This is a genomic window from Variovorax ginsengisoli, assembly GCF_030486595.1.
GTDB lineage: Bacteria > Pseudomonadota > Gammaproteobacteria > Burkholderiales > Burkholderiaceae_C > Variovorax > Variovorax ginsengisoli_B.
In genome coordinates, this window is the sequence record NZ_JAUJZH010000036.1 from 30730 (window position 1) to 49960 (window position 19231).

A 19231-nucleotide genomic window follows, 5' to 3' on the forward strand; every position below is an offset into this window, starting at 1 on the left:
GAGAGAACCTATCCATGACGGACGTCCTCGCCATCGGCCTGCGCAGCATGCAGCAAGACATGGCACGCCTCGAGCGCATCAGCATGAACATGGCCAACGCCGTGACGCCGGGCTACAAGCGCGAGGTCGCGACAGCACTGCCTTCGGCCGTCGGCGGTTTCGCGGCGGCAATGAGCTCGATCGAGGGTGCACAGATGGGCCTTCAGGCCGGGCCTGCCAGCGCTTCGGACGCGTCCAATGCTGCGGGCCTGCTCATGATCCAGACCGATGCGCGCCCGGGGACCCTCAAGTCCACGGGCCAGAGCCTGGACATCGCGTTGTCCGGCACCGGGTTCTTCGAAGTCAGCACAGAGGCCGGGCTGGCTTATACGCGCCAGGGCAACTTCCAGTTGGACGCGCGGGGCCGCCTGGTCACGGCGCAGGGGCAGCCGGTGATGGGGCAGGGCGGAGAGATCGTCTTGACCCATCCGAATCCGCGCATCGACGCCACGGGCCAGGTGTTCGAGCCGACGGTCGATGGACGGCCCGATCCGGTGCCCGTCGCTCAGCTCAAGGTTGTGGCCTTCGACGACACGAAGGATCTGCAGCGCCTGGGTGACGGCCTGCTGCGAACGTCGCTGCCGCCGGCCCAGGTGCCGGACGGTGAAGCCGAGGTGCGTCAGGGCTTTCTCGAGAACTCCAACGTGAACTCGATGCAGGAGATGGCGCAGCTCATTGTGGCGATGCGGCATTTCGAGTCGATGCAGAAGGTGACCCTCGGCTACGACGAAATGATCGGCTCCGCCGTGCGCAAGCTCGGGGAGCAAACGTAGATGACCTTGCTCGCAAGCGTAGCGCCCGCAGCACCCACAGCCACAGCACACCACCCCTCAAGGACGACGACCCATGTTTGATGCCCTCTATATCAGTGCCACAGGCATGCAGGCCCAGCAGCTCAACGTGGACACGATTGCCAACAACCTGGCCAACGTCAACACGTCCGGGTTCAAGAAGAGCAAAGTCGGCTTCAGCGACCTGATGGTGCGTGAAGCTGCACGCCAGCTGCCGACCCAGGAGAGCGCGGGCGTTCTCGGTGCCGAGAAGCGACTGGGCGCCGGCGTCGGCGTCTCCGGCGTGTCGAAGCTGTTCGACATGGGTGAACTCAAGAAGACCGAGTCGGCCTATGACATCGCGATCCAGGGCCAGGGCTTCCTCGAGGTGACGATGCCTGACGGGTCGAGCGCCTTCACGCGCGGGGGAACCTTCAAGATCAACCGCGACGGCTTGTTGGCGACCGCCAGCGGCTATCCGCTCAAGCCCAATCTCGCGATCCCTGACAACGCCCAAAGCCTGGTGATCGATGCCGACGGGCAGGTGTCCGTCCAGGTCGCGGGGGAGGCCAAGGCGGTCGAGCTCGGACAGTTCGATTTGGTGCGCTTCACCAACCCCTCCGGCCTGCTGGCGCAGGGCAACGGACTCTACCGGTCGAGCTCGGAATCCGGTGAAGCCATCTCTGCGAAACCCGCGGCGGACGGCATGGGAAGCCTCGCGCAGGGATTTCTCGAAGGATCGAACGTCAAGCTGAACGAAGAGATGATCGGTTTGATGGTGGCTCAGCGCGTGTATGAAGCCAACGTCAAGGTCATGCAAGCCTCGGACGAGATGTTGGGAATGGTCAATGGCCTGCGCAGGTAGGAAACCGTCCACACCGGGTCTGCGCGCCGCCGTCTTCACGCTTTGCGCGGGCGCAACGGCCGGTAGTGCCTTGGCCTCGGCTGCGCTCGCGCCCGATGTGGCGGCCTCGATCGAGCTGCGTCCCAAGGTCAGCGTCGGCGCCGGCCAGGTTCGCCTGGGCGACATCGCCTACCTCACCACCCGGGACCTGCCCCTGCTTCGGCAGCTGATGGCGATGCCCATCGGGGCGGCACCGCGGGTCGGCTCGCCGGTCCTGGTCGATCGTGACACGATCAAGCGCTGGGTGTCGGCTCGCAGCGGTGGGCTCGACATTCAATGGGCGGGGGCGAGCGAGGCCGAGGTTGCCAGTGCCGCGCAGCAGGTGACTGGCGACGTCGTCGAGCAGGCTGCACGATCGGCACTGGAACGCTGGCTGTCGGAACGCAGCGTCCGCGCCGAGGTTCATCCCGTCTCGACGGCCCGGGACCTCGTGCTCCCCGTAGGGACGACGACGCTGCGTGTGCGACCGCTTGCCAGCGAGGGGATGCCCTCGCGGCGCATGCTGGTCTGGGTCGATGCCTGGGTCGACGATCGCTTCGTGCGCTCCGCGGCAGTCAGCTTCGAGGTCGAGGCATGGGGCCCCTTGGCGGTCGCCGCAACCCAAGTGGATCGAGGCACGCCGGTTGCCGCCGTCGTGTCGAACGGTTCGGTGCAGCAGCGCGAAGTTGATCTCACAACGGTTCGCCACGGCCGACCGATCAGCGCCGAAGTCCAGGACCCGGCCAAGGAGGCGACTGCCCCTCAGCGCCTGCGCCGGACCCTGCGGGCCGGGGAGGTGCTCACTCAGGAACATTTGGAGACGGCGCCGGCGGTCGCGCGCGGCCACTGGGCGGCTCTGCTGGCGCGCAGCGGCGATGTGTCCATCGAGAGTCGCGTAGAGGTGCTCCAAGATGGCCGGCCCGGCGACGTGGTTCGTGTCAAGGTGCCCGGCTCGAGCGGCGAAGTGCTCGCGCGGGTGACTGGCCGCGGGCAGGTCGAGGTCCAGCCGTGACGCGCCAGACTCCATTTCCTGGCCTGAACGCTTGGCGGCGGCGCGTGCGGGTTTCGCTGACGTCCATGGCGATGTTTGCGATGTTGTTCGTGGCACTGCCTGCCGCAGCCGAAAGCCTCTACCTGGAGGGCAGTTTCCAGCCGTTGACCGCCGACACCAAGGCCTTCCGTGTCGGCGATTCGCTCACCGTCCAGGTGTTCGAGAATTCGTCGGCCACCAGCAGCGCCGACACCGGGACCCGTCGCTCCAACGACTTGTCCGGCTCTGTCACCCACAACGGAGGGAAGCTGGTCGGGCAGTACGGCATCGGCATCACCGGTGAGTTCGACGGAGGGGGGCGAACGCAGCGCACCAACAAGCTGCTGGCCACGCTCACCGTGACCGTGATGGAAGTGCTACCCAATCGCGAACTGCGTGTGGCCGGCGAACAATACCTGACGGTCAACGAGGAACTGCAGAAGGTCAATCTGGAAGGGCGGGTGCGTCCCCAGGACATTTCGAGCGGCAACGTGGTGCTGTCGACCCGCCTGGCGGACGCGCGCATCACCTACCTCGGCGAAGGGGATGTCTCCGATCGGGCTCGGCGCGGCGCCTGGCGTCGGATCCTCGATTGGCTCGGACTGTGAGCGGCGCGATGATCCTCAAACTCTCTCGTGCAGCGCGGGCGCCGCGCCTGGCGACCCATGCACTCATAGTCGCCCTCTTGCTGTGCATCGCGCTGCCGGTTTCATCGGCCGACGCCATGCGCGTCAAGGACCTCGGCAAGGTGAAGGGATGGCGTGAGAACGCCTTGTACGGCACCGGGATCGTCACCGGCCTGGCCGGTACCGGCGACTCGCCGGTCAATCGGACCACGCGCCAGTCGCTGGCCAACGTGCTGTCGCAGTTCAACCTGACGGTTGCACCTGAGCAGGTCCAGAGCCGGAACGTGGCCGTCGTGATGGTGAGCGCATCCCTTCCCACTTTCGCGCGTGAAGGCGATACGCTGGACTTGACCGTGAGTTCGGCCGGCGACGCACGCAGCCTGGTCGGCGGCACCCTGTTGCTGACGTCGTTGAAGGCCGCCAACGGCCGCGTCTACGCGTTGGCGCAGGGGCCTCTGTCGGTGGGCGGCTATCGCTACGACGCCAACGGCAACGTGGTCCAAAAGAATCATCCAACGACGGGGTCGATTCCGAACGGCGCGACGGTGGAAGTCGGCGTGAGCGCACAGATGGTCGATGCTCAGGAGAGCGTGACCTTCGTCCTCGCCGAGCCAGACTACACGACGGCCAATCGCGTCGCGGCGGCGATCAACCGACAGCTCGGGGCGCCGCTGGCGAAGGCCAAGGATGCGTCCGGCATCCAGATCGCCGTTCCACCGGCGCAGCGCGACGACTTGGTGGGGCTTCTCACCCGAATCGAGAATGTAATGGTCGAGCCCGATCGCCGGGCGCGGGTGGTCATCAACGAGCGCACCGGCACGGTGGTCTCGGGCGGCGACGTCCGGATCTCCAATGTCGCAATCTCGCACGGGGGCATCAAGATCGCCATCTCCACCGAGAACACCGCCTCCCAGCCCTACGGGGTCTGGGGCGGAGGGCCCGGCATCCGCACGGAGATCGTGACCAACACCCGTATCGACGTGGAAGAACAGGCCGGCACCGGTTTTGTCACAGGCTCTCGCACGGTGTCCGACCTTGTGCAGTCGCTCTCACGCCTGAAGACCAGCACCCGAGACGTCATCTCGATCCTGCGCGCCGTCAAGGCCGCAGGGGCGTTGCACGGCGAGCTCGTCGTGCAGTGAGCCAGTCAATCCCCATCCGTAGCCACCTCTCACCACTCCACTGAAGACCGACACACATGACAGATGGAATTGAAGCCGTTACCCGGTCGGCGCTTGCCCTCGCGCTCGACGCTGCCAGCCTGCGGCAGCAGGCGATTGCGACCAACATCGCAAATGTCAACACCATCGGCTATGCGCCCGTGCAGGTGAGCTTCGAGTCCCAGCTCGCCGATGCGCGCCGCAGCCTCGGGACGACGGGATTCGTGGATCCCTTCGCGCTCAGCCAGGTGAGCCCCCGGGTCGAAACGGTCGCCGGTGGTGCTGGTTCGGGCAGTCCCGTCCAGTTGGACGTGGAAGCCGCCGAGATGGCGCGCAACGCCGTGCAGTACCAGGCGCTCCTCAAGGGGCTGTCGCGCCACTTCTCGATTCTCTCAATGGCTGCCAGCGACGGCAGGAAATAGACATGGACTACGCCCAATCCTTCGCGATCAGCGCCCTCGGAATGAACATCGAGCGGGCGCGCGTGGAAGTTGCATCGCTCAACCTGGCCAACGCCAATACCGTGCAAGGGGTGGGCGGCGCGACCTATCAGCCGCTGCGCGTAGTGGTGGACGCACGCGCCGTGACCGCCCGACTCGCGGCAGGAACGTCGGGGACCTTCGCCGCCATGATGCGTGAGGGCTCTGACGTTGCCGCGTCGACTCGACAAGTGGTCCAGATTGTCCCCACGGGCGCGGCGCCTCGTCTCGTGTACGAGCCGGGGCATCCCTCGGCCGACGAGCGCGGCTACGTCAGCTACGCCGCGGTCGACGCGGCGACCGAAATGGTCAGTCTGATGAGTGCGACCCGTGCCTACGAGGCGAACGTCGCAGCCATGAACACCTCGCGGACGCTCGCCCTGCGGGCGCTGGACATCGGGGGCACCGCGTGACCGGGTTCCTTCCTGTGGAGGCCTTGTCCTCGATGTCCGCAATCCTGCCCCAGATGGATGACCTTGTAGGCCCGACCGCCACAAGCCCGAGCCTGCCCGCGCCGGCGATGGGCAGCGACGCGGTCCCGGGTTCATTCGGCCAGCTCGTGACCGATGGCGTGGCCCGGGTGAACAGCCAGCTGATCGGCGGCCAGGGCGACCTGCAGAAACTGGCGGTGGGTGATGCGCAGAACCTGCATCAGATCATGATCAATCTGGAGGAAAGCCGCCTGTCGTTTCAGCTGATGATGCAAGTCCGAAGCCGCCTGCTGGAGGCCTACCAGGACATCATGAAGATGCCGATATGAGTTTCTGGCAAGGAATGACGCAGCGTGGCCGGATCGGGCTGGTCGGTGGCGCAATTGCGATCGTGCTGGCGACAGCCGTGTCGGGCTGGTGGCTGTTGCACACCGAGTACCAGGCGCTTTTCACCGAACTGAAGCCGCAGGACGCACAGGCGATGACCACCGAGCTGGAGCGCCTCAAGATCCCGTACCACCTCGGTGACAGCGGGACGTCCATCCTGGTTGACAAGGCCACGGTGCACGCGACGCGCATCAAGCTGATGGGCAAGGACTTGCCGCTACACGGCGCCGTGGGCCTGGAACTCTTCAACAACACGGACTTCGGAATGACCGAGTTCGCGCAGAAGATCAACTACCAGCGTGCCCTTCAGGGGGAACTGACTCGCACGATCCAATCGCTTACCGAAGTGAAGGAGGTGCGCGTGCTCCTCGCCTTGCCGGAGCAGGGCCTCTTCAAGCAGGCGACATCCAAGGCCAAGGCCTCGATCACCGTGACGCTGCGGCAGGGGCAGGCGCTGCGGGGGGAGCAGGTCACGGGCATCCAGCGCCTTGTGGCCGCGGCCGTGCCCGGCATGACCATTCAGGGCGTGACCATCGTCGACAGCCACGGCGTGGCGCTGACACGTTCTGACGCTGACGACGGTGAGGCCGGTCTCCAATCTGCGCGTCTTGATCTCAAGCGCGACACCGAAGGCTATCTCGCGCGCAAGGCGGCGACAGTCCTCGACCGAACCTTCGGGGCAGGGCAGGCGCTGGCCAGCGTCGACGTGACGCTCAACATGGATCAGATCCGTACGACCACCGAGGACGTCCTGCCCGCCCCCTCCCGCGCGGGTCTGCAGGCGGCCGGCGTCGTGGTGCGCGAGCGTGAGACGCTGCGCGATCCGGGGGCCTCGGCGGACCGCAGAGCGACCGACGCGAGCGGGAGTTCGCAACGGGACCTGGAGTACGCGGTTGGTCGTCGGATCGAACAAGTGGTGAGCCAGCCCGGGTCGATCCGTCGAATCCAGGTGGTCGCCGTGGTGCGCCAGGCACTCGATGCCGCGCAGGAAGAGCGGCTGCGCAAGGTCATCGCCGCGGCGGTCGGTGCTTCGCCCGAGCGCGGCGACACCGTGGTGATTCAATCCCTGGCAGGAGCGGCGGTGCCTGGGTTTGATGCTTCGACCGCTGGTGACGTGGGCCCAGCCCAGGCGGATGCAAGTTCCACGGGTGGTGCGGAACGGCCAAGTGCGTTGCGACGCAGCGGTGACTTATCGCTGACCCAGTGGGTGATCGGGTGTGTCATGGCGATGCTGCTACTGGCACTTGTCGCCCGCGCCGCCCTCCGAAGGTCCCCGATGCGAGCGTCGCGATACACAGCGACCAGCCTGTCCGAGGCCGAGCGCGCCGTGGCGCTGCGTCGAGTGCAGGACTGGATGGGGGCTGACGACGTGTCTCGACGTCGTGTACCCCCACGGGCCGGGGCAGCGCTGGGCACCATGACGGATGCCAGGAGGCCCGTGTGACGGGGGCTGGGACCGAAGAGTCCGGCGGCGCGCGCCGTGCGGCACTCCTGTTGCACGCGATGTCGCCGGCTGACCGCGCGTGGACGCTCGAAGAGCTGCCAACGGTGCAGCGGGACGCGTTGCGCAAGCTCCTAGATGAACTCGAATCGCTCGGCATCGTGAGCGATCCGACGATGATCGCGGAGGCGATCGCCCCAGAGGGCCGTCACGAGCCGTCGCTGAGCAGGGACGATCCGGTATTGGCGCACGCACCCCAGTCCGCCGAGGACATGCTGCACGCACTGGACGAACCGGGCAGGCGGGTGATTGTTCGCTTGATGCAAGCCGAGTCCGCTGACCTGGTCGCAGCATGGCTGCGAGTCGACGACTGGCCCTGGCGCGACGATATCCTTCAGGCGCTTGACGCAGCGCAGCGCCGGCAAGTGGAGGCCGCGCTCGTCGCAGCACCCTCAGGTCCGGTGCCGCCTGCACAGCGCGCGGCGCTGATCGATGTCGTCGTCGCCCAGCTCAGGAAGCATGCACCGGTCGCGACATCGGCGCACCGCCGGCCGTTGCTGCGTTCAGCGTTGAACCGGATCTGGCCTCCGGCCGGGAAGCTGCGAGGTGCTACGTCTTGACTGAGCGGGGATCGTCGCAGGTGCTGAGACAAGTGGTCCTGAAAGGACGGCACACGCTCGCCCGGCCGGCTCAGCGCGAGACCTTGGCGCCCAATGGCGAGCTGCGGGCGGAGCCAGGCCTGATGAATCCGGTCGCGGGCGCCGGCTTGACGGGACTCCCAACGCCGGCCGGATCCCCCGCCGCACAGATCGCCGAAGAGGCACGCCAACGAGGCTACGAGGAGGGCTATGCCGAAGGCCGCGCCCGTGGCGCCGAGGAGGCGCAGCGCATCGCAAGCCTGGCCGCGGAGCAAGCGGACCGAGACCTGAGAGCCACGGCGGAGCGCCTGACCCGGGAACTGAACGAGCAGGCGCAGGCCGCCTATCAGGCCAGAGTCCGATCGCTGGAAGCCCTGATCGCGGCGCTGCCGCCTCAGATCGAGGCGCGGCTCGCCGAAGCCGAGGACGACACGCTGGGACTGGCGTTCGAAGTTGTGTGCCGCGTGCTGGGCGAGGAAGCCGTCCGGCCCGACCGCCTGCGATCCCAATTCGCGCGTGCCATCGAAGGCCTGCGCAATCGCCAGTTGGTGGCCGTGCATCTGCATCCGGAGGACCTGGCCGCGTTGGAACGGAACGGCGGACTGTCGGACCTGTGCGCAGGCGCTCCGGGCATCCGCTGGGTCGCCAGCAGCGCGGTCGTTCTCGGCGGCTGCATCCTGGAGTCGCCGGAAGGGGGGCTCGATGCCCGGTTCGAGACGCAGCTTCAGGCATTGCGGGATCTGCTGCAAGACAGCCGTGCCCGCCTGCGCGCCGGGCAAGGCGAATCGCCTGCCATGGAGCCTCGCGGATGAACAGCCTGAAGGCCGCCCGTGAAGCCCTGCGCGACGCCGAGCTGCATCGCCGCATTGGCTGGGTGCGGGAGATGCAGGGTCATGCGATCGACGCGCTCGGCCCGGATGCGGCTGTGGGGGAGCTGTGCCGCATCATGGTTCGCACGAAATCGGAGACCGGTGAAGCTGGCAGCGTGCTCGCCGAGGTCGTGGGCCTGAAGACCGGCCGCGTCACGTTGATGCCCTACGGCTCGCTCGAAGGCATAGCGTCCGGCTGCGAGGTCCGGGCGCTCGGTGCGCAATCGCAGATCGGGGTCGGGGCGGCGTTGCTCGGCCGCGTCGTCGACGGCTTCGGCGACCCACTAGACGGCAGGCCGCGGCCGGTAACGCATCTGCGCCGCCCCCTCAAGGCACCGCCGATCAACCCGATGCAGCGTCCTCCGATCGATCGGATCCTCGAGACCGGCATCCGATGCATCGACGGCCTTCTCACACTGGGGGAAGGGCAGCGCATCGGTATCTTCGCCGGCAGCGGTGTCGGCAAGAGCACGTTGTTGGGAATGCTCGCGCGTCACTTGAAGGCACGTGCGGATGGCGATGACCGCCGCCGTGTCAACGTGATCGCGCTCATTGGCGAACGAGGGCGGGAGGTGCGCGAGTTCATCGAGAAGCAGCTTGGCCCAGAAGGCCTCGCCCGATCGGTCGTGGTGGTAGCCACCGCCGACCAGCCGGCGCTTGCGCGGCTGCGTGCGGCCTATGCGGCGCTTGCGATCGCCGAGCATTTCCGTGACGGAGGGCAGAACGTCCTGCTCACCATGGACTCGATCACACGCTTCGCGATGGCGCGGCGCGAGGTAGGCCTGTCGGCGGGCGAGCCGCCAACGGCGCGCGGGTACACGCCCTCGGTCTTTGCGGAGTTACCCGAGCTTTGCGAACGTTGCGGCACGGCGCCCGGCGGAGGCTCCATCACCGCGCTGCTCACCGTGCTGGTGGAAGGCGACGACCTCAACGAACCGGTGTCCGATGCGCTGCGTGCCATCCTTGACGGCCACATCGTGCTGTCGCGGCACCTTGCGCACCGCGGCCACTACCCGGCCATCGATGTGCTCAAGAGCGTGAGTCGGCTGATGCCCGAACTGGCCACCGCGGATGAGCGTGCGCTCGCCGTTTCCGCCGTCGAGCGGCTGGCGGTGCTGGAGCGCAACCGCCAGATGATCGACATTGGCGCCTACGAGAAAGGCTCGAACGCCGATCTGGATCGGGCTCTCGCGATCGAGCCCGAGCTCCAGGCCTGGCTCCGGCAAAGCGTGGGTGGGGCACCGCGCGCCGAAGCGGTCCAGAGCCTTGGGAACATCCTCGGAGGGGTTGCCACATGAGCGCGACCCATGCCGCTTCCCCGGCGGGCTCGGATGTCGACGTGCGTGGTTTCGTCTACGCGCTCGAACCCGTGCGCCAGAAGCTGCAGTGGCGCCTCGACAAGCTGATGGCCGATCTTGCGCGGACCCAGCAGTTGGTGACCAAGCTCGAAGGCCAGATGGCCGAGATTTCGCAGCGCCATGATCGCGAGGCCCATGCGGCCGGACAGGCCCTGGTCAGCCGCATGAACCCTGACGCCCATCGGCGTGCATTGGACTATCTCACCCAGTTACGCAACCAATCCCGGCTGTTGGCCGAGGAACATCGCGCAAAAAGCCTGGAGCGTGACCGCCTGAGAGCCGCGTGCGTGGCGCAACAGCTGCGGATCGAAGGGCTGACCCAGCACAAGGAGGAAGCCTTGATCGAGTATGCGGACGAGGTGCGCAAGCGCATCAGCACCGAGCAGGACCGCGATTGGCTCGCGCGTGCCGTCGCGAGTCGGGGCGTTCGGAAGGATTCAAGATGACTAAGTCTTCGTCCGTCACAGTGGCTGGTACGGTGCCGCCAGATCGGCGCACGCCGGTCGGAACCGCCGTCGATCCGATGCGTCAGCAGCAGGCGTGGCAGCACGAAATGGAACGGGCTCAGCTGGCGGGATGGTTCAAGGTGAGCACCTCGACCGTCAAGGGTGGCGCGGTGCCAGCGTCCCCCCCTCAGCTCCGGACCGTGCCAGGAAGCGCTCCAGGGGAAACCCAGCGTGTCGGAGCCATGCATCGAGTGGCAAGAGGTGCCGAGGCGGGTGTCGCGCCGCAGGCAGCAGCACAGGAGGCCCCCGAGGCATTCTCCGGCCGTACGGCGGCGGCGGTTGCCGTTGCCGTCGCGAGATCGAGCGGCGTTGCCGAGGCAGACGCGGGATTGCAGGATTTGCCAACGAGCCAGAGCACTCCCTTGGCGCGGCCGGTGACTCCGGGCGCATCCCTGGCGAAGATGGGCATTGAGCCAACGCTTGAAGCGCCAGCCTGTGCGCGCCCATCGATGGCGCAGACCGCTGAGCCAGCCCCCCTGCGCCTGCATGCGGAGCCGCACCCTCGGGGCCAGGCCGTGTGGATTGCGATGCGCGCCGATGATGAGGCGATGCGCGCCATGCTGCCCGGGATCGTGGCTGATCTTCAGCGTGACATGCGTGGCCGCGGCGAACGCCTCTACCAGGTCGTCTGCAACGGCGAGTTGGTCTGGCAAGACGGCGCCGCGATAGGGGCGTACGAGACCGGATCGAGCGGAAAGCCCCGCGTTTCTTACTTCAACCCAGATTCTCCAAAGGAGCCGTGATGGCCATCGATTCAATAGGCGCCTCGGCGGCCGCGAACCTGCAGTCCAGCAGCCTGGGCATGGAGGACTTTCTTAAGATCCTCCTGACCCAGATGACCTACCAGGATCCATTGAAGCCGATGGACAACCAGCAGTTCATGGCCCAGATGGCGCAGTTCACGAGCCTCGAGCAGACTCAGCAGCTCAACAACAAGATCGAAACGCTGATCACCAACCAGGCGGCGCTGCAGTCGGTGGGTCTGATCGGCCGCACGGTAGACGTCACGACCAGCAGCGGCGGCACCGAAACCGGCAAGGTGAGCGCGCTCTCGCTCACAGGCGCTGCGCCCTTGCTGACGGTGACGACCACCGCAGGCGCCACCTTGAGCGACATCTCGCTGAGCCAGATCAGCGCGGTGCGATGAGCCGCCGACCCACCTGACCATCTGAAGGGACCTATCGTGCTCGAATCCATCTATGTCGGAATGACGGGACTCCTGGGCTATTCGCGCGGGCTGCGCGTGATCGCCAACAACACGGCCAACATGAACACGCCGGGCTTCAAGAGCTCGAGCCTGCAGTTTGCCGACATGTTCTACACCGGCGGAAATCTGGGCGGTGGCATCGCCAGCCAGAACTACCAACAGTTGGGACACGGCCTCAACACCACCGGGACGACCCTGTCGTTCAAGCAGGGAGAACTGCGGCAGACCGGGAATGACCTGGATATGGCGCTCGACGGCCAGGGCCTCTTCGTGCTCAAGGACGCGGATGGGCAGCTCACCTACACCCGCGCCGGCCAATTCAAGTTCGATCCGAATGGCGTGCTGGTGAGTCGAAGCAATGGCTCGACCGTCATGGCGCTCGACGGCGAGGGAAGTTTTGTCGAGATCAGCCTCGACGGGCAGATGACACATCCGGGTTCGCCGACCGCGCGGATTCGATTCGGGGGCAACCTGTCGAGCACGGCGGCGGAACAGACCGTGAGCAACGTTCAGGTGATCGACGCGTCGGGTGAGGCCCATACACTCAGTCTCAAACTGAAAAACGCCGGCAGCAGTGCGCCAGGTTCCTGGACCGTCAGCTTGATGGACGGCACGACAGTTGTCGGAACCGGGGAAGTGAAGTTCACCGACGGCAAGCCCACGCCCGACGCGACTGTCGTAAACGTTTCGTACACGCCGCCCGGGAAAGCGGCCCAGGCGCTGACTTTGGACTTCGGTACCAACGTCACCTCGTTTGCGTCGGGGAACCTGTCGACGCTCGCGATGTCCTCGCAGGACGGCGTGGGCCCCGGTGCCCTGAGTGGCGCGGCCTTCGATGCCAAGGGCGTGCTCACCATGACCTATGCGAATGGCCAGACGGTCAAGGGCGCACGCCTGGCGCTGGCGCGCTTCGATACGCCCGACGCGGTCGGCTCCACTGGAGACAACCAGTTCCAGATGCTCGACGAGAAGGCATGGCACGTCGGAACGGCAGGCGAGGGCGCATTCGGCAAGGTGAAATCTGGTTCGATTGAGATCTCCAACGTCGACCTGTCACAGGAGTTCAGCGACCTGGTGGTGATGCAACGCGGGTACCAGGCGAGTTCGCAGGTCATCTCGACCGCCAACGACATGCTGCAGGAACTGTTCTCGATGAAGAGCAAATGACCACGGTGATCCGGAACGCCGAGCCCGTGCCAGCGGGGCCCTCTCCTTTGCTCAGTCCCGAGGAATCGATCCACAAGGTGCGCGCCCTGCGCCGCTGGTCGGCTGCTCAGCGGGAAGCCGTGCGGGCTCGCTTCGCGTCGATGTCCCGTACATGGTGCGAGGCGTGGCTCTCGCAGCGTGATGGCGCGGCCTTGGAAGGGACGGTCGAAGTCGGCGAACCCGACATGGCCATGACACCGCTCTCGGAGGATCAAGCCTGCTGGACCTTCGCCCCAACCACATCGGCCGCGGCCCGTCCGCCGACTGGCGCGGCCTCCGCTGCAATGCTGGCCCTGGCCCGCGAGATGTTCGGGCCCGACCGCACCGAGGCGCCCCTGGCCAGGCACGTTGTGCGCGTGGCGTGGGACGACTGGATGCAGCGCATCGCGGCGCTGCCTGTCGACCTGGCGACGGAGCCGCAGTCTTTCACCAAGGCCCCCTCCCGAAGACCGGATCCATGGTCCGGTGCGCTGTGCGTGAGTTGGTCCTGGTGCGGCGGCACCTGGCAGATCGGATTGCCGTACCGCGCCGTCGCGGCCTTGCTCGGCCCGCACGAGGCGATGTCGCCCGCATCGCCCTCCCGAAATGGAGCCCCACCCAAGGTGGCGTTGGATCGGGCGCTCGAACGGCAGGCGGTGGGTCTGCGCGTCACCCTGACCGGGACCCAACTGGATCTGGGCCAGCTGCAATCATTGAAGGTAGGCGACGTCATCCCGTTGGCGCATCGCCTCGACGCGCCAGCGCGCATCACGGTGGGCGACGGCGCCCGCTTGTGCGATGGCTGGCTGGGACAGGTCGATGGTCGCATCGCTGTCGAGTTCGCGTCATCGCCGTCCATTCCACCGAACAACCCCCTTGCAAAGAAAGAAGACCGATGACGAACGCCATCGAAGGAATCGTCGCGGACAACCGTGTCCGCGCCTCTCACGGACCGGCGGAACGACGCGGCGAGATGCGACTGAACGCGCACACCGGCCATGCGCCCGTTGCCCAACTGGTCGCGCTGCCGGACCTCCAAGACCAGGCCGATGACCCTGGGGACGCGCCCATTCTGCCGAACTGGAGCCCGCTGCATCAGATCAAGGCCACCCTCCAGGTATGCGTGGGCGAAGCCACGATTTCGGTCGGCGAGCTGCTGGCCGCCAAGGAGCACCAGGTGCTGCGGCTCGACCGATTGATCGACCAGCCGGTGGATCTGACGATCGAAGGCAAGGTCGTCGCCCGCGGTCAGTTGGTGGCGGTGGACGATCACTTCGCCGTTCGCATCACCGAACTGCCGGTGGCGTTGAGCTTGACGGGCGGCGCCTGAACGATGGGGATGGTTGTCAATTCGGCGCGTGTCGGCATGCAGGTGGCCTGTCTTGCGACCGCCTTGTTCCTCGGGGGCATCGCGCCACACCCGGCAATGGCCGAGCTGCAGACAGACGCTCAAACAGCCCAGGCGCGCCCGCGCGTGAGCGGCTTGCCCGCCAGCATTCCTGTTCAGCGCGAGGCGACCGATCCCGATTCGATGTCCGCGGGCAGCGCGGCGTGGATCACCCTGGGAGTCGTCGCGGCATTCCTCACCGTCGCGTTGAGCTTGGCGCGTGCGCGCATGCGCACGCCGAACCAGCGCGGCACGCAGGGGCTGCAGCACGGCAGGTTCCGGCGATTGCTGGGAGGAAAGCCCTCGGCGGGTATCGACCACATGGCGACCACGCGCCTGTCGCCAAGCCACAGCTTGCACGTCGTCGAATGGGAAGGCCGCCGGATCCTGCTGGGGTGCAGTACCCAATCGATCCAACTGCTGGCCGAGGTACCCGCCCGCGATGCCGACAGCAAGGTGGCGCCATGATCACCTTGCCTGAATTCGTCGCGAGTGCGCAGCGACGGCGCCTTGCCGCGTTCTTCCTGTTGCTGACGGCCATCCTGTTCACATGGCCGCCCGTGCAGGCGCAAACAAGGGACCCTTCGCGCGCGCCCGGTTCGGCCAGCGCGCAATCGGCGCCTCGCCTGCCGTCTGCGAAAGCGTCGAGCGAACCCACGGCGCAGGCGATCCGCGTGGTGCTGGGCCTGACGGTGCTCGCCATTCTGCCGGCCTTGCTGGTTTGCCTCACGAGCTTCTTGCGAATCATCGTGGTGCTGTCGATGCTCCGCCATGCCATCGGCATGAACGAGACGCCGCCCAACACCGTGCTGATAGGGCTCGCGCTGTTCCTCACGCTGTTCACCATGTCGCCGGTGTTGCAGAAGCTCAACACCGACGCGTTCGAGCCCTTCATGGCTGGCAAGCTGTCGGTGGAGGAGGGGTACGGCAAGGGCATCTCGCCGCTTCGCGAATTCATGGTCCGACAGACCCGCGAGGCGGACCTGGCCCTGATGGTGGAGTTGTCCAAGGCGCCGGTTCCGGCGTCGATGGACGACATCGGGAACCTCCAGCTCATTCCTGCCTTCATGCTGTCGGAACTGCGCGCGGCGTTCCAGATCGGCTTCGTCATCTTCCTGCCGTTCCTGCTGATCGATCTGATCGTCTCGAGCATCCTGATGGCGTTGGGCATGATGATGATGCCGCCGACGACCATCGCGTTGCCACTGAAGATCCTGATGTTCATCCTCGTGGACGGCTGGAGCCTGGTGCTCAAGTCCCTCGTCGGTAGTTTTCATTGAGGCCAGCTCTGCGGTGTCTCGCGATCCGGCCACCTCCCCGACCTGGTCACAGCCTGTGGCCGATGCGCCCAAGACTGGGGTGGATCGTGGTCCCGCGCCGCAGGAGCTTGGCAAAGGCGCGGCGGCCGTCGAAACCGGCGCGCTGTGGATGCGATGGCGACAGGAGCACGATGCGGGGGCCCGCGAAGCACTCATCGGCCACTACCTCACCCACGCCCGCATCGTGGCGGCGGACCTCTATGCCCGACGGACCCACAACGACGTCGAGTTCGACGACTACCTTCAATTGGCGCGTGTCGGCCTGATCGAGGCGGTCGATCGTTTCGACCCAGCGTACGGCGCGCAGTTCAAGACCTTCGCGTCGAAACGCCTCGAGGGCGCGATCCTCAATGGGCTGATCCGGCTGACAGAGAAAAACCAGCAGATCAACGCGCTGAGAAGCCTGCGGAAGGAGCGGCTGGCGGTCGTGATGGAGGCCGCCGAGGACGCCGCGGCGGCCGGGGGCGATGCCAGGGGCGGTGTGCCACCGCAACGCACGGATAGACTGTTCCGGTACCTGGCAGAAGTCGGCATCGGGATCGCCCTCGGTGTCCTGTTGGAAGACACGGGCATGGTCGACGCAGAGGCGTTCGGAAGCAGTGGCCAAGCCGTCACGCCGGAAGTCAGCTATTTCCGGAAGACCGAGATCCGCCGGTTGCGTGCGGTCATGAATGACCTCGTGCTTCGGTTGAGCGACCAACAGCGCCTGGTGATCCGGTATCACTACCTGCAGGAGATCTCCTTTGAAGAGATTGCGGGCATCATGGGCGTCAGCCGCGGGCGCATTTCACAGCTCCATCGGCAAGGATTGCTTCAACTGCGTGAGTTCATGGCCGGGCGCGAACGCTTCGACGTTTCCTGGTGATTTTTCAACAACCATTACCCCTGATCCATTCTTCCGATGACCGAACTCAACGCTCCCAACTCTGCTGTCGTCCAGCGCCTCGAGAGACTTGATGGCTATCTGCGCGCCGATCCGGGAAACAATGCGCTGCTGATCGACGCGTTCGAGACTGCGCTGGCCTGCGGCGATTGGGGACGTGCGGGCATCTATCTGGCCCAAGGCCAGGCGCTTGAGGCGGAAAGACTTGCGTGGAACCTGCGCGAAGCGGATCTGTGGCTCGCGCAGCAGCGCTACGACGAGGCGGTGGCCGTGCTCGAGGCCTTGGGTCAGACCCCCCATCCGCCAGCGGGCCTTCGCGAGGTTCTGCTTCACAACTTGGCCTTTGTCGATTTGAGGCGCGGCCGTTTCCGGGAATGCATCGCAAGGCTGGCCGGCTCGATGGAACTCTCTTCGCCTCCAGCTCCGGGGGGAGACGAACCGCCACTGACAACGACCGGGGCGCTCCAGCAGCTGTGGTTGCGTGCCCTGCATCAGGAAGGGGAGCTCACCCGTGCGATCCGCTGGGCCCAGGGCGCCGAGCGGGAGGGCCGATTGGACTGGCGCGCCGCCGGTGTCGCAAGCCTGATCGCCATCGACGCCTCCGAGTTCGGTGCGGCGCAGAGATGGTGCGCGGTGAGCTTGGAGGGGCGCGCCCCGCGCGAGATCCCCGTCGAATCCTTCGTGACGCAAGCGTCGTTGGCGCTCGCCGGCCAGGATGCAGCGCGGGCGACCCAGTTCACCGAAGCAGCGCTCGCTTTGAGCCCCGGCGACGGCAGGGCCTGGTCGACACGCGGATTCGCGGCACTCCTGGCGGGTGAACTCGGGCCAGCGCGGGCGGCGTTCTTGCGCGCGGTGTCTGCGATGCCGAAGCACATCGGGACCTGGCATGGCCTCGGCTGGGCGCAGATCCTGGGCGGCGAGCTTCCCGGCGCACGTCAAAGCTTCGAGACGGCACTGGCGTTGGACCGCAACTTCGCGGAAAGTCACGGCGGGCTCGCGGTGGTCCTTGCGATGCAGGAGCAGCGAACGGACGCAGAGGCGCACATTGCCTTGGCACTCAAGCTGGATCCGCAAAATGTGTCGGGCCGCTACGCGAGTGCCTTGTTGGAAGGGGGCGCGCGCAGCGCCGACGATCTCCAGCGCCTGGCCCGGCGACTGCTTCGGGGCCGGGCCGCACCATTGGGTGGGGACATGGGCGACATCGCCTCGCTGGGGGTCGGCAACGAGACGCCGAGGGAGTAGGCCGGCAGCCCCGCGTGGGCCGAGTCCCCGGCTACTTCGGGGCTGACTCCGCCAGCAGATGGTCGGCGGCTTCGCGCATGGCTCCCTGGAGGCTTGGCTCCCCCTCCATGCGCTGCATCACGGTGTCGACCAATTGGTTGAAACCGAGCGCATCGATCCTCTCGGGTCCAAACGTCTGCATCAGTACCGATTCGAGAAAGATCCGGAAGGCCTTGCGGTGGCGCTGCGGATCGTCGGCAGAGAGCGCACCCACGCGCAAGGCCACCAACTGCTGGACATCGACAGCGCCCCCTTCGACGGGGCTTGAGCTCTCCAGGGGGGCGGATCCGAACTGCTCGCGCGGGCCTGGCTTGCCCACGTTCGGGCGACGTTTCGCTTGAGCTCGAAACTGAGCGCCGAACTGCGCGCGGATCATCGCGGCAAGCTGGGCGGTGGGGTCAATCATGGCAGTCTTTGAAGGCGGGACACCGCATTCGCGATTCGATCAATGCGGGCGTCCCTGCTGTTGGTAGTTTGCAAGCAATACATGCGCTTCGGGGCGCCCCTCATCGGCATCGGCGCCCGCGGCAGGCGCCAGGGCTCGGATGCCGGCGATCACCTTCTCGATGTCGCCCGAAAGGGCGTCATTGCCATGGTTGAGTGCAAGGCCGCGCTGAAAATGGCGCAGCGCCTCGTCGAACTGATCGATGGCGAGCACCTCGAACCCGGCCACGAAATGGGGCAATGGATCCGTCTCGGGCAGAGCGCGCAGAGGCTGCCAGGTGAGCAGCGCGAGTTCCGCTCGGCCGGAACTGAACTGCAGCAGGCCGAGCTGAAAGCGTGCCATCGCGAACTCCGGAGCCAGCCGCACGGCACTGGCAAACGCGGACTCGGCCTTGTCCATGTCCCCAAGGGCTGCGAATTCGGCCGCAAGCAGATAGCGAGGAAGCCCCGCACTCGGCGCCACCGCGATCGCACGCTCAAAGCACTCGACCGCGCGGGGGCTGTTGTCGGCCTGGCTGGCTGCCAACCCTTCGGAAATCAGGCTGTCGAACATGGTCGTTTCGGAAATTGTCACATTGTCCTCGCGATGAAGGGTAACGCAGAAGGTGCCGGCCTCGATGGGCGCTGAAGCCCCAGGAGGCGGACAACGCGAGGCCCGAGCGGCGGGGCCGTTGTCCCAGCGTCGCGCGAACGCATTGCCTCGAAGGCAGACCAACATATCCGCTCTGGGAGGGAATTGTTTAGCAAATACCCACATGAGTCGAAGGGATTGGCTAAACACTTTCGGAGATCGCTGGATATGTTGACCAGAACCGTGCGCCGGTACCCGATTGAAGTCGGATCGGCGAACTCCAGGGACGTCCCTGGGTCCTGAACGTCCCCTGAGAGCGGGGGGATACCGGGCAAAG

At 66.3% G+C, this 19231-nt stretch carries 24 protein-coding genes; 22 read left to right on the forward strand and 2 right to left on the reverse strand.

Annotated elements, in window-relative coordinates:
• Nucleotides 1-14: 14 nt before the first annotated feature.
• The 22 genes from QZH52_RS33395 (at nucleotide 15) to QZH52_RS33500 (ending at nucleotide 17840) form a co-directional block, all read left to right on the forward strand.
• Nucleotides 15-812: a flagellar hook-basal body protein gene (locus QZH52_RS33395; protein WP_301815453.1), complete on the forward strand. Its 798-nt coding sequence runs from the start codon at nucleotides 15-17 to the stop codon at nucleotides 810-812.
• A 73-nt stretch (nucleotides 813-885) separates the two neighbouring features.
• Nucleotides 886-1674 carry a flagellar basal-body rod protein FlgG gene (flgG, locus tag QZH52_RS33400; protein ID WP_301815455.1) on the forward strand — a complete coding sequence of 263 codons (789 nt, stop codon included), beginning with the start codon at nucleotides 886-888 and terminating at the stop codon, nucleotides 1672-1674.
• 70 nt (nucleotides 1675-1744) lie between these two features.
• On the forward strand, nucleotides 1745-2704 hold the full coding sequence (flgA, locus tag QZH52_RS33405; protein ID WP_301815456.1) for a flagellar basal body P-ring formation chaperone FlgA: 960 nt from the start codon (nucleotides 1745-1747) through the stop codon (nucleotides 2702-2704).
• Nucleotides 2701-3330: a flagellar basal body L-ring protein FlgH gene (locus QZH52_RS33410; RefSeq protein ID WP_301815457.1), complete on the forward strand. Its 630-nt coding sequence runs from the start codon at nucleotides 2701-2703 to the stop codon at nucleotides 3328-3330. Before flgA ends, QZH52_RS33410 begins: the two co-directional genes overlap by 4 nt.
• Nucleotides 3331-3338: 8 nt before the next feature.
• Complete coding sequence (locus QZH52_RS33415; protein WP_301815459.1) at nucleotides 3339-4490, forward strand: flagellar basal body P-ring protein FlgI; 1152 nt, start codon at nucleotides 3339-3341, stop codon at nucleotides 4488-4490.
• A 56-nt stretch (nucleotides 4491-4546) separates the two neighbouring features.
• Nucleotides 4547-4930 carry a flagellar basal body rod protein FlgB gene (locus tag QZH52_RS33420; RefSeq protein WP_301815460.1) on the forward strand — a complete coding sequence of 128 codons (384 nt, stop codon included), beginning with the start codon at nucleotides 4547-4549 and terminating at the stop codon, nucleotides 4928-4930.
• Nucleotides 4931-4932: 2 nt separating this feature from the next.
• Nucleotides 4933-5400 (forward strand): flagellar basal body rod protein FlgC, encoded by a 468-nt coding sequence (gene flgC / locus QZH52_RS33425; RefSeq protein ID WP_301815461.1) that lies wholly within the window; start codon nucleotides 4933-4935, stop codon nucleotides 5398-5400.
• A gap of 32 nt (nucleotides 5401-5432) precedes the next feature.
• Complete coding sequence (fliE, locus tag QZH52_RS33430; RefSeq protein WP_301815462.1) at nucleotides 5433-5747, forward strand: flagellar hook-basal body complex protein FliE; 315 nt, start codon at nucleotides 5433-5435, stop codon at nucleotides 5745-5747.
• The gene (gene fliF / locus QZH52_RS33435) at nucleotides 5744-7249 is read left to right on the forward strand and encodes a flagellar basal-body MS-ring/collar protein FliF (protein ID WP_301815464.1); all 1506 of its coding nucleotides are present in this window, start codon (nucleotides 5744-5746) and stop codon (nucleotides 7247-7249) included. Before fliE ends, fliF begins: the two co-directional genes overlap by 4 nt.
• A 50-nt stretch (nucleotides 7250-7299) precedes the next feature.
• A complete protein-coding gene (locus tag QZH52_RS33440) occupies nucleotides 7300-7866 on the forward strand; it encodes a hypothetical protein (RefSeq protein WP_301815466.1) in 567 nt (188 codons plus the stop codon).
• A 122-nt stretch (nucleotides 7867-7988) separates the two neighbouring features.
• Nucleotides 7989-8696, forward strand: a complete 708-nt coding sequence (locus QZH52_RS33445; protein ID WP_301815468.1) for a FliH/SctL family protein — start codon at nucleotides 7989-7991, stop codon at nucleotides 8694-8696.
• On the forward strand, nucleotides 8693-10051 hold the full coding sequence (locus QZH52_RS33450) for a FliI/YscN family ATPase (protein ID WP_301815469.1): 1359 nt from the start codon (nucleotides 8693-8695) through the stop codon (nucleotides 10049-10051). The genes QZH52_RS33445 and QZH52_RS33450 overlap by 4 nt, the downstream gene beginning before the upstream one ends.
• Entirely contained in the window at nucleotides 10048-10557 is a 510-nt protein-coding gene (locus tag QZH52_RS33455) for a hypothetical protein (protein WP_301815471.1), read from the forward strand. The genes QZH52_RS33450 and QZH52_RS33455 overlap by 4 nt, the downstream gene beginning before the upstream one ends.
• Nucleotides 10554-11360 carry a hypothetical protein gene (locus QZH52_RS33460; RefSeq protein WP_301815473.1) on the forward strand — a complete coding sequence of 269 codons (807 nt, stop codon included), beginning with the start codon at nucleotides 10554-10556 and terminating at the stop codon, nucleotides 11358-11360. Before QZH52_RS33455 ends, QZH52_RS33460 begins: the two co-directional genes overlap by 4 nt.
• Entirely contained in the window at nucleotides 11360-11764 is a 405-nt protein-coding gene (locus QZH52_RS33465) for a flagellar hook capping FlgD N-terminal domain-containing protein (RefSeq protein WP_301815475.1), read from the forward strand. Before QZH52_RS33460 ends, QZH52_RS33465 begins: the two co-directional genes overlap by 1 nt.
• Nucleotides 11765-11800: 36 nt before the next feature.
• Nucleotides 11801-12991, forward strand: coding sequence for a flagellar basal-body rod protein FlgF (gene flgF, locus QZH52_RS33470; protein WP_301815477.1), 1191 nt, complete (start codon nucleotides 11801-11803; stop codon nucleotides 12989-12991).
• Entirely contained in the window at nucleotides 12988-13908 is a 921-nt protein-coding gene (locus QZH52_RS33475; protein WP_301815478.1) for a FliM/FliN family flagellar motor C-terminal domain-containing protein, read from the forward strand. Before flgF ends, QZH52_RS33475 begins: the two co-directional genes overlap by 4 nt.
• On the forward strand, nucleotides 13905-14339 hold the full coding sequence (locus QZH52_RS33480; RefSeq protein WP_301815479.1) for a FliM/FliN family flagellar motor switch protein: 435 nt from the start codon (nucleotides 13905-13907) through the stop codon (nucleotides 14337-14339). Before QZH52_RS33475 ends, QZH52_RS33480 begins: the two co-directional genes overlap by 4 nt.
• A gap of 9 nt (nucleotides 14340-14348) precedes the next feature.
• The gene (locus tag QZH52_RS33485; protein WP_301815480.1) at nucleotides 14349-14864 is read left to right on the forward strand and encodes a flagellar biosynthetic protein FliO; all 516 of its coding nucleotides are present in this window, start codon (nucleotides 14349-14351) and stop codon (nucleotides 14862-14864) included.
• On the forward strand, nucleotides 14765-15676 hold the full coding sequence (fliP, locus tag QZH52_RS33490) for a flagellar type III secretion system pore protein FliP (protein WP_301815481.1): 912 nt from the start codon (nucleotides 14765-14767) through the stop codon (nucleotides 15674-15676). The genes QZH52_RS33485 and fliP overlap by 100 nt, the downstream gene beginning before the upstream one ends.
• A 55-nt stretch (nucleotides 15677-15731) precedes the next feature.
• Nucleotides 15732-16580 carry a sigma-70 family RNA polymerase sigma factor gene (locus QZH52_RS33495; RefSeq protein WP_301815483.1) on the forward strand — a complete coding sequence of 283 codons (849 nt, stop codon included), beginning with the start codon at nucleotides 15732-15734 and terminating at the stop codon, nucleotides 16578-16580.
• Nucleotides 16581-16616: 36 nt separating this feature from the next.
• Nucleotides 16617-17840, forward strand: coding sequence for a tetratricopeptide repeat protein (locus QZH52_RS33500; protein ID WP_301815484.1), 1224 nt, complete (start codon nucleotides 16617-16619; stop codon nucleotides 17838-17840).
• Between the two features lie 31 nt (nucleotides 17841-17871).
• On the opposite strand, the gene QZH52_RS33505 is transcribed toward QZH52_RS33500, so the two are convergent.
• Nucleotides 17872-18285: a hypothetical protein gene (locus tag QZH52_RS33505; protein WP_301815485.1), complete on the reverse strand. Its 414-nt coding sequence runs from the start codon at nucleotides 18283-18285 to the stop codon at nucleotides 17872-17874.
• 39 nt (nucleotides 18286-18324) lie between these two features.
• Entirely contained in the window at nucleotides 18325-18876 is a 552-nt protein-coding gene (locus QZH52_RS33510) for a tetratricopeptide repeat protein (RefSeq protein WP_301815486.1), read from the reverse strand.
• Between the last annotated feature and the right edge of the window lie 355 nt (nucleotides 18877-19231).

What these genes read in the sequence shown, in the direction of transcription:
- QZH52_RS33395 (WP_301815453.1), top strand. Translation starts at nt 15, where the DNA reads ATGACGGACGTCCTCGCCATCGGCCTGCGCAGCATGCAGCAAGACATG.
- flgG (WP_301815455.1), top strand. Translation starts at nt 886, where the DNA reads ATGTTTGATGCCCTCTATATCAGTGCCACAGGCATGCAGGCCCAGCAG.
- QZH52_RS33415 (WP_301815459.1), top strand. Translation starts at nt 3,339, where the DNA reads ATGATCCTCAAACTCTCTCGTGCAGCGCGGGCGCCGCGCCTGGCGACC.
- QZH52_RS33420 (WP_301815460.1), top strand. Translation starts at nt 4,547, where the DNA reads ATGACAGATGGAATTGAAGCCGTTACCCGGTCGGCGCTTGCCCTCGCG.
- flgC (WP_301815461.1), top strand. Translation starts at nt 4,933, where the DNA reads ATGGACTACGCCCAATCCTTCGCGATCAGCGCCCTCGGAATGAACATC.
- fliE (WP_301815462.1), top strand. Translation starts at nt 5,433, where the DNA reads ATGTCCGCAATCCTGCCCCAGATGGATGACCTTGTAGGCCCGACCGCC.
- fliF (WP_301815464.1), top strand. Translation starts at nt 5,744, where the DNA reads ATGAGTTTCTGGCAAGGAATGACGCAGCGTGGCCGGATCGGGCTGGTC.
- QZH52_RS33445 (WP_301815468.1), top strand. Translation starts at nt 7,989, where the DNA reads ATGAATCCGGTCGCGGGCGCCGGCTTGACGGGACTCCCAACGCCGGCC.
- QZH52_RS33450 (WP_301815469.1), top strand. Translation starts at nt 8,693, where the DNA reads ATGAACAGCCTGAAGGCCGCCCGTGAAGCCCTGCGCGACGCCGAGCTG.
- QZH52_RS33455 (WP_301815471.1), top strand. Translation starts at nt 10,048, where the DNA reads ATGAGCGCGACCCATGCCGCTTCCCCGGCGGGCTCGGATGTCGACGTG.
- QZH52_RS33460 (WP_301815473.1), top strand. Translation starts at nt 10,554, where the DNA reads ATGACTAAGTCTTCGTCCGTCACAGTGGCTGGTACGGTGCCGCCAGAT.
- QZH52_RS33465 (WP_301815475.1), top strand. Translation starts at nt 11,360, where the DNA reads ATGGCCATCGATTCAATAGGCGCCTCGGCGGCCGCGAACCTGCAGTCC.
- QZH52_RS33475 (WP_301815478.1), top strand. Translation starts at nt 12,988, where the DNA reads ATGACCACGGTGATCCGGAACGCCGAGCCCGTGCCAGCGGGGCCCTCT.
- QZH52_RS33480 (WP_301815479.1), top strand. Translation starts at nt 13,905, where the DNA reads ATGACGAACGCCATCGAAGGAATCGTCGCGGACAACCGTGTCCGCGCC.
- QZH52_RS33485 (WP_301815480.1), top strand. Translation starts at nt 14,349, where the DNA reads ATGGTTGTCAATTCGGCGCGTGTCGGCATGCAGGTGGCCTGTCTTGCG.
- fliP (WP_301815481.1), top strand. Translation starts at nt 14,765, where the DNA reads ATGGGAAGGCCGCCGGATCCTGCTGGGGTGCAGTACCCAATCGATCCA.
- QZH52_RS33500 (WP_301815484.1), top strand. Translation starts at nt 16,617, where the DNA reads ATGACCGAACTCAACGCTCCCAACTCTGCTGTCGTCCAGCGCCTCGAG.
- QZH52_RS33505 (WP_301815485.1), bottom strand. Translation starts at nt 18,285, where the DNA reads ATGATTGACCCCACCGCCCAGCTTGCCGCGATGATCCGCGCGCAGTTC.
- QZH52_RS33510 (WP_301815486.1), bottom strand. Translation starts at nt 18,876, where the DNA reads ATGTTCGACAGCCTGATTTCCGAAGGGTTGGCAGCCAGCCAGGCCGAC.